We start from the raw sequence: 12015 nt of genomic DNA, 5'->3' as shown, positions 1-12015 counted from the left end.
CGGAGGATGAGCGCGGCGGGAGTCGCGCTGATGCTCGGCGGCGCGGGGATCATGCTGGCCGCCAGCCCCGCTCAGGCCGCCGAGGTCTCGTACAAGACCGAGTGCGTTCCGCCGTCCATCTCCGGCCTCCCGCCGGTGCAGGGCACCACGAAGGTGCAGATCACCGCGCCCGCGGAGGCGAAGGTCGGCGACGAGGTCGAGGTCGTCTGGAAGACGGTCGAGGCAGCGTCGAAGAACCCCGACATCCTCGACCTGCAGAAGGACACGGTGAAGCCGACCGGCGTCATCAAGGTCGGCGGCGCGGCGAGCGGCACGCTGAACATGGAGGGACCGCGGCAGAACCCGCCCATCCCGAAGAACAGTCCCATGGTGCTGCCGGAGATGAAGGGGAAGCTGAAGCTGGAGAAGGCCGGCGAGATCACGCTCACGCCGGACAAGTACACGATCAACGTCTCGAAGCCGATGTCGACGGACACGAAGTGCTCGCCGAAGGAGACGGTGGCGGTCGGGGCGAAGATCAAGGTGTCGGAGGGCGGTGGCTCGACGACGAGTGGCGGTTCGACGACGTCGGGCGGTTCGACGTCGAGTGGCGGTTCGGCCGTCTCCGGGGGGAGCACCTCCGGAGGCGGTGGCGGGCAGACCGACTTCACGGGCAAGGAGGTATCGGTCCAGTTCTCCTGCCAGTCGCCGGGCCCGGCGAACATCACGTCCAAGGTGACCGTCAACGCCAAGAAGAACGGCGGCTCCTACGACCTCACGGTCAAGACCGCCAAGGGCGTCATGGACAGCCCCGCGCCCCTTCCCGCGGGCGCGCTCAAACCGTCCATGGCGGTCAGGATCGGCGGCGCCGACAGCGGCACGGTCACGGTGGAGGGCCCGGCGAACGCCGCCCCGCTGGAGCAGGGCAAGCCGGTCGACCTGCCGGACATGAAGGGCACGTACAAGCCCGGCGCGAGCGGCACGTCCACGCTCAGCCCCGGCACCCTGACCATCAACGTCTCGCTCGGCGGCTCGCCGATCGTGATCCCCTGTCAGGTCAAGGGTTCCGTCCAGGCATCACTGGAGCTCGACACCACCAAGCAGGACGGCGGCGCGGCGGGCGGCGGTGACGCGGCGGCCGGCGGCGGCTCCGGCAACGGCGGCTCGGGCGGCGGGCTCGCCGAGACGGGCGCCGAGGACGACGGCGCCCTGCGCGCCCTCGCCCTGGTCGCCGGCACGGCGATCCTGCTGGGCGGCGCGGTGTTCACGTTCACCCCGTGGGCCCGGCTGAGGCGCTGACGCGGCGGCGGAACGGCGGAAACGACGGAGGGCCGCCGCACCGATTCGGTGCGGCGGCCCTCCAGCCCGTACGGAGCGAGTCGTCAGTGGACGCTGCCCATGAGCGACTGGACCTTCTTGCGGTACATGAAGATCGCGAAGCCTGCCGCGACAGCGAGTGTCGCCTGCATCGCGATGATCCCGGTTCCGTTCAGGTCGACGCCGGCGATGGAGAGCAGACCCGTGGTGCAGTCACCGGCGGTGACGGCGAGGAACCAGACACCCATCATCTGGGAGGCGTACTTCTTCGGGGCCATCTTCGTGGTGACCGAGAGGCCGACGGGGGAGAGGCAGAGCTCACCGATGGTCTGGATCATGTAGATCGAGACGAGCCACATCGGGGAGACCAGGGTGCCGTCGCCCGCCATGTTCATCGGGACGATGAAGACGAAGAAGGACGCGCCGACAAGGACCAGACCCATCGCGAACTTCACGATGGTGTTCGGCTCCTGGTTCTTACGGGCCAGCCACAGCCACAGCCAGGCGAAGACCGGGGCCAGCGCCATGACGAAGAGCGGGTTGAGGGACTGGTACCAGGTGGCGGAGAAGCCGAGGCCGAACACCGTGTCCGCGGTCTTGCCGTCCGCGAAGAGGGACAGGGTCGAGCCACCCTGGTCGTAGATCATCCAGAAGATCGCGGCGGCCACGAAGAACCAGATGTAGCCGTTCATCTTCGACCGCTCGGACGTGTCGAGGTCCGGGTCGCGCCTGATGCGGGTCAGGACGGCGATCGGAATGAGCAGACCGGCGAGGGTGAGCGGGACCAGGGCCCAGTTCAGCGTGTACAGACCGAGGGCGACGACGATGCCGTAGAAGACGGCCACGGAGGCGACGACGAGAGCGACCTTGGTGATGATCGCCTTGCGCTCGTCGGCGGAGAGCGGGTTGGGGACCTCGCTGCTCTTCGGGTTGAGGCTCTTGGCGAAACCGAGGAAGACGGCGAGACCGAGGCCCATACCCACAGCGGCGAGTGCGAAGCCGAGGTGCCAGTTGACTTCCTTGCCGATCGTGCCGATCAGCAGCGGCGCGACGAAGGCGCCCAGGTTGATGCCGATGTAGAAGAGCGTGAAGCCACCGTCACGACGCGGGTCCTCGGGACCGTCGTAGAGGTGACCCACCATCGTCGAGATGTTGGCCTTCAGCAGACCCGATCCGACGGCCACCAGCGCGAGGCCGACGAAGAACATCGCCGAGCCGGGCAGCGCCAGCGATACGTGGCCCGCCATGATCACGAAACCGGCGATGGTGACGGTCTTGCGGGCGCCCCAGACCCGGTCACCGAACCAGCCGCCGGGCATGGCCATCAGATAGACCATCGAGACGTACACCGAGTAGATGGCCGTCGCGGTGGCAGCCTTCATGGCCAGACCGCCGCCCTGGCTGCCCACGGCGGCGTCGGCGCCGCCGGAGACCAGGTAGTACACCAACAGGGCCCTCATGCCGTAGTAGGAGAAGCGCTCCCACATTTCGGTGAAGAAGAGGGTGGTAAGGCCGCGGGGGTGGCCGAGGAACGTCTTCTGGTACGCCGCGGTACCGCTCGAAGCCGTCGTCAGGCTGGACGCCATGTCGATCCTTGCTCTGTCGGGACGCGCGCCTTGTGAGCGTGGTGCGCCCGGTGGGGGAGGCCGGCACCGGCGGGGAATGGTCGCTCCCCACCGGGATCCACGCCCCGTGACGCCGTAGAGCGTCTCGGGACCCGGCCCACAGGTCGTTCACTGTCGTCGAGGTCGGCGGAGCCGACCTCACGCAGAAAGAGGACCCCTGTCGCACGAAGCGAGCCAAAGGTCCCCGATTACCGCAACTGATGCCTCGCCACCATACGGCACGACAGTGGCGGATATGGAAGGACTTGAGAGATGGATCACAGGTGAAGGAGGAACCAGAGGGCGTCATTCGAAGGTCATGTGCAGATTACCCACCGTGATCCGCAGGTTGCCCCGTCACCCTGTGGATCACGCCCCGGCGTGTCACCGTGCGGACTACCATCACCCCATGACCCGTGTACTGCTCGCCGAGGACGACGCATCCATCTCGGAGCCGCTGGCTCGCGCCCTGCGCAGAGAGGGATACGAGGTCGAGGTGCGGGAGGACGGACCGGGCGCGCTCGATGCCGGGCTCCAGGGCGGAGTCGACCTCGTGGTGCTCGATCTCGGGCTGCCCGGCATGGACGGCCTGGAGGTCGCCCGGCGGCTGCGCTCCGAGGGGCACACGATTCCGATCCTGGTCCTGACGGCCCGCGCGGACGAGGTCGACACGGTGGTCGGGCTCGACGCGGGCGCCGACGACTACGTGACGAAGCCGTTCCGCCTCGCCGAACTCCTCGCCCGCGTCCGGGCCCTGCTTCGGCGCGGCGCCACCGAGCCGGCGGTCGCCCCGGCGACGCACGGCGTCCGGATCGACGTCGAGTCGCATCGCGCCTGGATGGGCGACGAGGAGCTCCAGCTCACGGCGAAGGAGTTCGACCTCCTGCGGGTCCTCGTCCGCGACGCGGGCCGGGTGGTCACCCGCGACCAGCTGATGCGGGAGGTCTGGGACACCACGTGGTGGTCCTCGACGAAGACCCTGGACATGCACATCTCCTGGCTTCGCAAGAAGCTCGGCGACGACGCGGCGAACCCCCGCTACATCGCGACCGTCCGCGGCGTCGGCTTCCGCTTCGAGAAGAGCTAGCGCACCCCGCCCACGACCTGGCCCGAGGGGGCCCTGACGGGCCCGCGCGGGGAGCCACGCCCACGACCTGGCCCGAGTGGGGAGCCACGCCCACGACCCGGCCCGAGTGGGGAGCCACGCCCACGACCCGGCCCGAGTGGGGAGGCGCGCCCCCGTACGCTCGGGGAAGCCCCTCGTGCCCCGCCCCGCCCCCGGAGGGCCCCGTGCGTCGTCGTCTGATCAACTCCACCCTCGCCGTCGTCCTCGTCGTCATCGGCGTCTTCGGGGTCTCCCTCGTCATCGTCGAGACGCGCACGATCTCCTCCAGCGCCCAGGAGAGCGTGGACTCCGAGGCCCTCCGGCTCGTCTCCATCGTCGACAGCAGGCTCTTCGGCGGGGAGCCCGTCAACCCCGACATCCTCGCCGAGCAGAGCGGCGCCAAGCGGTACGCCCTGATCGAGATCCCCGGCCGCGCCCCCATCGAGATCGGCAGCCGCCCCGAGGGCAGCGTCATCCGGGGCACCGCCGAGGGCGAGCGCGGCGAGACCGTGACCGTCGAGGAGTCCCGCTCCACGATCACCAGCGAGGTCGCCCGCACCCTGCTGATCATCGGAGCCGTGGCCCTGCTCGCCGTCGTGGCCGCCGTCCTCCTCGCCGTACGGCAGGCGAACAAGCTCACGTCCCCGCTCACGGACCTCGCCGAGACCGCCGAGCGCCTCGGGTCCGGCGATCCGCGCCCGCGTCACAAGCGGTACGGGGTCCCGGAGCTGGACCGCGTCGCCGACGTCCTGGACGCGTCCGCGGAGCGCATCGCCCGGATGCTCACCGCCGAGCGCCGGCTCGCCGCCGACGCCTCGCACCAGCTCCGTACGCCCCTGACGGCGCTCTCGATGCGCCTTGAGGAGGTCGCCGTCGCCGACGACCTCCCCACGGTCAAGGAGGAGGCGACGATCGCGCTCACGCAGGTCGAGCGGCTCACCGACGTCGTCGAGCGGCTGCTGACGAACTCCCGCGACCCGCGCACCGGCTCCGCCCTCGCCTTCGACCTCGACGAGGTCATCAAGCAGCAGATCGAGGAGTGGCGTCCCGCCTACCGCAGCGCGGGCCGCGCCATCGTCCACTCCGGCAAGCAGGGCATGCGCGCGGTCGGCACCCCGGGGGCCGTGGCCCAGGTCCTCGCCGCGCTGATCGAGAACTCGCTCATGCACGGCGGCGGCACCGTCGCCCTGCGGACCCGCGCCACCGGCAACCAGTCCGTGATCGAGGTCACCGACGAGGGCCCCGGCGTCCCCGCCGACCTCGGCGCGCGGATCTTCGAGCGGGCGGTCAGCGGCCGCAGCTCCACCGGCATCGGTCTCGCCGTCGCCCGGGACCTCGCGGAGGCGGACGGCGGGCGGCTCGAACTCCTCCAGCAGCATCCGCCGGTCTTCGCGCTCTTCCTGAGCCGCGAGGTCAGGAGCCGCGGGGACGAGACGCGGGCACGCCCCGTCCGCTAGCGCCCGCCGTCGCGCCCTCGTCAGCACCAGCCGTCAGAGCCCGCGGTCAGAGCCCGCGGTCAGAGCCCGCGGTCAGAGCACCCGGTCGGGCTGCTTCCTCGTGGACTGCCTCGGCGGCTGCTCCAGGAACGATTCGGCGGTCTGCACGGCCTCCCGGGCCGGCAGCGTCCGGAAGACCCATGTGCGGTACGACCAGAAGCGGAACAGCGTCGCGACGCCGATGCCGAAGAACTTGAAGAAGTTGCTCTGCAGCGGGGTGTCCCAGCCGAAGCCGTACGTCGCCGCGTAGAGGATGCCGTTCTGGATCACCAGACCCGCGACGCTGAAGAGCAGGAAGAGCGTCAGCTCCTTCGTGCGGCTGCTCTTGTCGCGGTCCCGGTAGGTGAAGTACCGGAAGCCCAGATAGTTGAAGCCGATCGCCACGACCGTGGCGATGACACTCGCCCGGACGACGGGAAGCTCCGTCACCTGGCGGACGAGGTTGAAGACCCCGAGGTCCACCAGAAGGCCGACACCACCGACCGCGCCGAACTTGGCGAACTCACGCGTGAGCCGGTCAAGCCGCACACGCAGTGCGCTTCGTTCACTCATGGTGATTGCTCAGCCCCGTCCGATCGGTTTCGTCAACCAAGCCATGCTAACCAGCCCACCTGTGACCCGCCCGAGGACGTTGCAAACCTCGGAAAATCCCGTTGCGCTGTCGTAAACCACAGGCGGGGCGGGCTCCGCGCATCGTGCGGATACCCTAAGAGGGTGACGTTCCCGGTAGTCGGCATGGTCGGTGGCGGTCAGCTCGCCCGTATGACCCACGAGGCGGGCATCCCCCTCGGCATCAAGTTCAAGCTGCTCAGTGACACCCCGCAGGATTCGGCGGCCCAGGTGGTGAGCGAGGTCGTCCTCGGCGACTATCGCGACCTGGCTACGCTGCGTGACTTCGCGCGCGGATGTGACGTGATCACGTTCGATCACGAACACGTCCCCGCCGAACACCTGCGAGCCCTGGAGGACGACGGCATCGTCATCCGCCCCGGGCTCGCCGCGCTGGTGCACGCCCAGGACAAGGGGGTGATGCGCGCGAAGCTCGACGAGATCGGCGCACCGAGCCCCCGCCACCGGATCGTCGCCGATCCGGTGGACGCGGCCGCCTTCGCGGCCGAGGTGGGCGGGTTCCCGATCATCCTCAAGACGGTCAGCGGAGGCTACGACGGCAAGGGCGTCTGGTTCGTCCGTACGGAAGAGGACGCCCGCGATCCGTTCCGTGCGGGTGTCCGGGTCCTCGCCGAGGAGAAGGTCGACTTCACGCGCGAGCTCGCCGCGAACATCGTCCGCTCCCCGCACGGCCAGGCCGTCGCCTACCCCGTCGTCGAGTCGCGGCAGGTCGACGGCGTCTGCGACACCGTGATCGCGCCCGCGCCGGACCTGTCGGACGAGCTGGCCGGCCAGGCCCAGGAACTCGCGCTGCGGATCGCCAAGGAGCTCGACGTCGTCGGGCACCTCGCCGTGGAGCTGTTCGAGACGCGCGACGGCCGGATCCTCGTCAACGAGCTCGCCATGCGTCCGCACAACTCCGGTCACTGGACCCAGGACGGTGCGATCACCTCGCAGTTCGCCAACCACGTCCGCGCCGTCCTCGACCTCCCGCTGGGCGATCCGCGCCCGCGCGCCACGTGGACGGTCATGTGCAACGTCCTGGGCGGGGACTACCCGGACATGTACTACGCCTATCTGCACTGCATGGCCCGGGACCCCCAGCTCAAGATCCACATGTATGGCAAGGACGTGAAGCCCGGCCGCAAGGTGGGGCACGTCAACACCTACGGCGACGACCTGGACGACGTGCTGGAGCGCGCCCGTCACGCCGCCGGCTACCTGCGAGGAACGATCACCGAATGAGCCCTGTGAGCCCTGTCGTAGGCATCGTCATGGGATCCGACTCCGACTGGACCGTCATGGAGGCCGCGGCCCAGGCCCTGGACGAGTTCGAGATCGCGTACGAGGTCGACGTCGTCTCCGCCCACCGGATGCCGCACGAGATGATCGCGTACGGCGAGCAGGCCGCCGACCGCGGGCTGAAGGCGATCATCGCGGGCGCGGGCGGCGCCGCCCACCTGCCGGGCATGCTCGCCTCCGTGACGCCCCTCCCGGTCATCGGCGTGCCGGTCCCGCTGAAGTACCTCGACGGCATGGACTCGCTCCTGTCGATCGTGCAGATGCCGGCCGGCGTGCCCGTGGCCACCGTCTCCGTCGGCGGGGCCCGCAACGCCGGTCTCCTCGCCGCCCGGATGCTCGCCGTGCACGACTCCGAACTGCTCGGCCGGATGCGGGAGTTCCAGCAGGAGCTGAAGGACCAGGCGACCGAGAAGGGCAAGCGGCTGCGGGCCAAGGTCGAGGGCTCGGAGTCGTTCGGCTTCGCCAAGTGAGCGCCCCGGCGAGCGCGGCCGACCGGCTGGCGGAGGCCCTGGAGCTGCTGGCCTCCGCACCCGTCGTCGACGGTCACAACGACCTCCCCTGGGCGCTGCGCAAGCACGTCGGCTACGACCTGGACCGGCTCGACATCGCGGCCGACCAGACCGGCGCGCTCCACACCGACCTGGCCCGGCTGCGCGCCGGCGGCGTCGGCGCGCAGTTCTGGTCGGTGTACGTCTCCACCGAGCTGACCGGGGACGACGCGGTCAGCGCCACCCTGGAGCAGATCGACGTCGTCGACCAGCTCCTGGAGCGGTACGCGGGCGAGCTGGCCCCCGCCCTGACCGCGGACGACATGGAGGCGGCGCGCAAGCAGGGCCGTATCGCCTCCCTCAAGGGCGCCGAGGGCGGCCACTCCATCAACGACTCCCTCGCCACCCTGCGCGCGCTGCACACCCTGGGCGTGCGCTACATGACCCTCACCCACAACGACAACACGGCGTGGGCGGACTCGGCGACCGACGAGCCGGGCGTCGGCGGACTCTCGCCCTTCGGCCACGAGGTCGTCCGGGAGATGAACCGCACCGGCGTGCTCGTCGACCTCTCGCACGTCGCCGCGACGACGATGCGGGACGCGCTGGACACCTCCGCCGCGCCGGTGATCTTCTCGCACTCCTCGTCGCTCGCGATCTGCGACCACCCGCGGAACATCCCGGACGACGTCCTGGAGCGGCTGCCGGGGAACGGCGGGGTCGCGATGGCCACGTTCGTACCGAAGTTCATCCTGCCCGCCGCCGTCGAGTGGACGGCCCGCGCGGACGACAACCTGCGGGCGCACGGCTTCCACCACCTCGACACCACCGCCGAGGCGATGAAGCTCCACCGCGCCTTCGAGGCCGAGCACCCGCGCCCGATCGCCACGGCGGCGACGGTGGCGGACCACCTCGACCACATGCGCGAGGTCGCCGGCATCGACCACATCGGCATCGGCGGCGACTACGACGGTACGGCGTTCACCCCGGCCGGCCTCGACGACGTCGCGGGCTACCCGAACCTGATCGCCGAACTCCTCCACCGCGGCTGGTCCCACGCGGACCTCGCGAAGCTGACGTGGTCCAACGCGGTCCGCGCCCTGCGCGACGCCGAGGCGGTCTCGCGCGACCTGCGCACCCGCCGCGGTCCGTCGAACGCGACGATCGACTCCCTGGACTCGCCCGGGAAATGACGGGACGCCAGTCCCGCCAGGCTCATGGCGCCCGCTTCCGGTTCACGTCCCCGTCGGACCGGGAGCGGTCCACGTCCCCGTCGGACCGGGAGTGGTCCACGTCCCCGTCGGACCGGGAGCGGTTCACGTCCCCGTCGGACCGGGAGCGGTCCACGTCCCCGTCGATCCGGAAGCGGTCACTGCCCGCTCGCCCGGGGACGCGGACCCCGTTCCCCCGAACGGCCTACTCCACCGCCCGTCACGAGGGGCTTCGTGCCACGGTGGGCGGTACTGCCTCGTTCAGTTCGGAGTTGTCACGCCATGGCAGATCTGGAAGATCATCAACCCTTCACCGTCGAGCACACCGGCGCCGCGTCCGGTGACGTCGACGCCCCCGAACAACATCCGCCCCTCGACGAGTTGACCCGCGCGCAGGCGCTGCTCGCCGCACAGCCCGTCGTCGAAGGGCACACGACCCCACCCCGGGTCTTCGATCCGGAGGACCTCGCGCCGGTGCGGGCGGCGGAGGCCGGGGTGCAGCTCTGGTCCCTCCGGGCCCACCCGTCGCCCGGACACCACCCCTCATCGAGCGCTGACGCGCCTACCCCCCGTCCCGACGAGGGCGTCGTCGGGACGCTGCGCCGCATCGACCGCATCCGTGCGCTCGTCGCCGCCTACCCCGAGGAGTTGCGCCTCGCACAGAGCACCGCCGAGATGGCCCACGCCGTCAACTGCGGCCGGGTCGCCGCACTCCTGGGGCCGGTGAGCTGGTCGGCCCTGGCCGGCTCGATCGCCGCCGTGCGGGCGTACCACGCGCTCGGGGTACGGGCCGTCAACCTCACCCGGTTCGACGGCTTCGCCCGCGACGCCGTACGCGAGATGAACCGCCTGGGGCTCGTCGTGGACCTCTCCGGGGCCGACCCGGAGACGGTCCGCCGGACCCTCGCGGTCGCCAGGGCCCCGGTCCTGTCGACGCGCGCGGACCCGGAGGAGCTGACGGACGACGTCCTCGGCCTGTTCGGCGAGAACGGCGGCGTCTGCATGCTCCCGGTGACCGAGGACCTGCCGGCGACCGCCGACGCCCTCGACCGCGTCCGCGCCCTGGCGGGCCCGCACTGTGTGGGCCTGTCGCACACCACGGACCCGGCGGCCGGCTACGCCCCGCTCTTCGCCGAACTGCTCCGCCGCGACTGGACCGCCCCGGACCTCGTCGCCCTCGCCCACGACAACGCCACCCGGACCCTGCGGGAGGCGGAGTTCCTCGCCCGCACCTCCCGCCCCCGCCGCGCGGCCTGAGTACGGACCGGCAGGTCCGGATACGGGAAGGGTCCCGCCCCCCCCCATGAGGGAGGCGGGACCCTTCCCGGCCCGTTCGCTACGCCCGCGGACGTCCCATCGCGCGGTACGTCCAGCCCGCCTCGCGCCACCGGGTGGCGTCCAGCGCGTTGCGGCCGTCGAGGATCACCCGCGAGCCGACCGCCGCGGCCAGCGCCGCCGGGTCCAGGTCGTCGCGGAACTCGCGCCACTCCGTCAGGTGGAGCACGACGTCCGCCCCGCGCACCGCCTCCAGGGCCGACTGCGCGTACCCCAGCGTCGGGAAGAGCCGGCGGGCGTTCTCCATGCCCTTCGGGTCGTAGACCGTTACCTGTCCGCCCTGGAGGTGGATCTGTCCGGCCACGTTCAGCGCCGGCGAGTCCCGTACGTCGTCCGAGTCCGGCTTGAACGTGGCGCCGAGCACCGCGACCCGCTTGCCGAGGAACGACCCGCCACCGACGGCGTCCCGCGCCATCTCGACCATCTGGCCGCGCCGCCGCATGTTGATGGAGTCGATCTCGCGCAGGAAGGTCAGCGCCTGGTCCGCTCCCAGCTCGCCCGCCCGCGCCATGAACGCGCGGATGTCCTTCGGCAGACAGCCGCCGCCGAAGCCGATCCCGGCGCGCAGGAACTTGGAGCCGATCCGCTCGTCGTAGCCGATCGCCTCCGCCAGCTTCGCGACGTCGCCGCCCGCGGCCTCGCAGACCTCGGCCATCGCGTTGATGAAGGAGATCTTGGTCGCGAGGAAGGAGTTCGCGGCGGTCTTCACCAGCTCGGCCGTCGGGAAGTCGGTCACGACGAAGGGCGTGCCCTCGGCGATCGGCGTGGCGTACACCTCACGCAGCAGCTTCTCGGCCCGCTCGCTCCGCACCCCGGTGACCACGCGGTCCGGGTGGAGCGTGTCCTTCACCGCGAAGCCCTCGCGCAGGAACTCCGGGTTCCAGGCCAGCTCCACGCCCTCCGGCAGCAGCTCCGCGAGCCGCTCGGCGGAGCCGACCGGCACGGTCGACTTGCCGACGACGAGCGACCCTTCGCGCGCCACGCCCGCCAGCGAGGCGAACGCCGCGTCGACGTAGCTCATGTCACACGCGTACTCGCCGTGCTTCTGCGGGGTGTTCACACAGACGAAGTGCACGTCGCCGAAGGCGCCCACCTCGTCCCAGGAGGTGGTGAAGCGCAGCCGGCCCGTCGATCCCTCGATCCCGGCGACGTGCCGGGAGAGCAGCTCCTCCAGGCCGGGCTCGTACATCGGTACGCGACCGGTGGCCAGCAACTCGATCTTCTCGGGCACGACATCGAGGCCGAGCACCTCGAAACCGAGCTCCGCCATGGCCGCTGCGTGCGTGGCGCCGAGGTAGCCGGTGCCGATCACGGTGATCTTGAGGGCCATACGGGACTCCAGTGAGGTCGGGCGGAATGCCTGCCCGAGCATAGTCGGGCCCTGGCCGGGGGCCCGGACACGCCCTACCCTTTGGATTACTTAACGGTAGTTAACCAACGTGGGAGTGAGTGAGCAGTGGCGGCGGAGAAGAACGACTTCGACCTGTATCGCCTGTCCGAGGAGCACGACATGCTCCGGGAGACGGTCCGTGCGCTGGCGGAGGCGAAGATCACGCCGTTCGCGGCCGC

At 70.7% G+C, this 12015-nt stretch carries 10 protein-coding genes; 7 read left to right on the top strand and 3 right to left on the bottom strand.

Annotation, left to right across the window (positions count from 1 at the left end; all coding sequences use genetic code 11):
* Positions 1 to 6: 6 nt before the first annotated feature.
* Positions 7 to 1278 carry a hypothetical protein gene (locus ACFUJR_RS31010; protein ID WP_383175418.1) on the top strand — a complete coding sequence of 424 codons (1272 nt, stop codon included), beginning with the start codon at positions 7 to 9 and terminating at the stop codon, positions 1276 to 1278.
* A gap of 83 nt (positions 1279 to 1361) precedes the next feature.
* Here ACFUJR_RS31010 and ACFUJR_RS31005 read toward each other — a convergent pair whose 3' ends face one another.
* Positions 1362 to 2882, bottom strand: coding sequence for a peptide MFS transporter (locus tag ACFUJR_RS31005; RefSeq protein WP_383178953.1), 1521 nt, complete (start codon positions 2880 to 2882; stop codon positions 1362 to 1364).
* Positions 2883 to 3309: 427 nt separating this feature from the next.
* Here ACFUJR_RS31005 and ACFUJR_RS31000 point away from each other — a divergent pair, with 427 nt between their 5' ends.
* Together ACFUJR_RS31000 and ACFUJR_RS30995 are read left to right on the top strand one after the other, a co-directional pair.
* Positions 3310 to 3987 carry a response regulator transcription factor gene (locus ACFUJR_RS31000; protein WP_383178950.1) on the top strand — a complete coding sequence of 226 codons (678 nt, stop codon included), beginning with the start codon at positions 3310 to 3312 and terminating at the stop codon, positions 3985 to 3987.
* A gap of 203 nt (positions 3988 to 4190) precedes the next feature.
* Positions 4191 to 5462: an ATP-binding protein gene (locus ACFUJR_RS30995; protein ID WP_383178947.1), complete on the top strand. Its 1272-nt coding sequence runs from the start codon at positions 4191 to 4193 to the stop codon at positions 5460 to 5462.
* Between the two features lie 72 nt (positions 5463 to 5534).
* Here the strand turns inward: ACFUJR_RS30995 and ACFUJR_RS30990 are convergent, their stop codons facing one another.
* Positions 5535 to 6053, bottom strand: a complete 519-nt coding sequence (locus ACFUJR_RS30990; protein ID WP_383178944.1) for a GtrA family protein — start codon at positions 6051 to 6053, stop codon at positions 5535 to 5537.
* Between the two features lie 162 nt (positions 6054 to 6215).
* On the opposite strand from ACFUJR_RS30990, the gene ACFUJR_RS30985 reads away from it, so the two are divergent.
* The 4 genes from ACFUJR_RS30985 to ACFUJR_RS30970 all read left to right on the top strand — a co-directional run bounded on the left by ACFUJR_RS30985 (position 6216) and on the right by ACFUJR_RS30970 (position 10368).
* Positions 6216 to 7355 (top strand): 5-(carboxyamino)imidazole ribonucleotide synthase, encoded by a 1140-nt coding sequence (locus tag ACFUJR_RS30985; RefSeq protein WP_383178941.1) that lies wholly within the window; start codon positions 6216 to 6218, stop codon positions 7353 to 7355.
* Positions 7352 to 7882, top strand: a complete 531-nt coding sequence (gene purE, locus ACFUJR_RS30980; RefSeq protein ID WP_383178938.1) for a 5-(carboxyamino)imidazole ribonucleotide mutase — start codon at positions 7352 to 7354, stop codon at positions 7880 to 7882. Before ACFUJR_RS30985 ends, purE begins: the two co-directional genes overlap by 4 nt.
* Complete coding sequence (locus ACFUJR_RS30975; RefSeq protein ID WP_383178935.1) at positions 7879 to 9093, top strand: dipeptidase; 1215 nt, start codon at positions 7879 to 7881, stop codon at positions 9091 to 9093. The genes purE and ACFUJR_RS30975 overlap by 4 nt, the downstream gene beginning before the upstream one ends.
* 300 nt (positions 9094 to 9393) lie before the next feature.
* On the top strand, positions 9394 to 10368 hold the full coding sequence (locus tag ACFUJR_RS30970; RefSeq protein WP_383178932.1) for a membrane dipeptidase: 975 nt from the start codon (positions 9394 to 9396) through the stop codon (positions 10366 to 10368).
* A gap of 79 nt (positions 10369 to 10447) precedes the next feature.
* Here the strand turns inward: ACFUJR_RS30970 and ACFUJR_RS30965 are convergent, their stop codons facing one another.
* Positions 10448 to 11776, bottom strand: coding sequence for a UDP-glucose dehydrogenase family protein (locus ACFUJR_RS30965; RefSeq protein WP_383178929.1), 1329 nt, complete (start codon positions 11774 to 11776; stop codon positions 10448 to 10450).
* Positions 11777 to 12015: the final 239 nt, after the last annotated feature.

The sequence above is a fragment of the Streptomyces sp. NPDC057271 genome, from assembly GCF_042668715.1.
GTDB lineage: Bacteria > Actinomycetota > Actinomycetes > Streptomycetales > Streptomycetaceae > Streptomyces.
The sequence above is the reverse complement of the archived record's forward strand: the minus strand, read 5'-3'. Positions and strand labels throughout refer to the sequence as shown.

Bases quoted from the DNA above. Each gene is read 5' to 3' on its own strand.
- ACFUJR_RS31010 (WP_383175418.1), top strand. From the start codon at position 7: ATGAGCGCGGCGGGAGTCGCGCTGATGCTCGGCGGCGCGGGGATCATG.
- ACFUJR_RS31005 (WP_383178953.1), bottom strand. From the start codon at position 2,882: ATGGCGTCCAGCCTGACGACGGCTTCGAGCGGTACCGCGGCGTACCAG.
- ACFUJR_RS31000 (WP_383178950.1), top strand. From the start codon at position 3,310: ATGACCCGTGTACTGCTCGCCGAGGACGACGCATCCATCTCGGAGCCG.
- ACFUJR_RS30990 (WP_383178944.1), bottom strand. From the start codon at position 6,053: ATGAGTGAACGAAGCGCACTGCGTGTGCGGCTTGACCGGCTCACGCGT.
- purE (WP_383178938.1), top strand. From the start codon at position 7,352: ATGAGCCCTGTGAGCCCTGTCGTAGGCATCGTCATGGGATCCGACTCC.
- ACFUJR_RS30970 (WP_383178932.1), top strand. From the start codon at position 9,394: ATGGCAGATCTGGAAGATCATCAACCCTTCACCGTCGAGCACACCGGC.
- ACFUJR_RS30965 (WP_383178929.1), bottom strand. From the start codon at position 11,776: ATGGCCCTCAAGATCACCGTGATCGGCACCGGCTACCTCGGCGCCACG.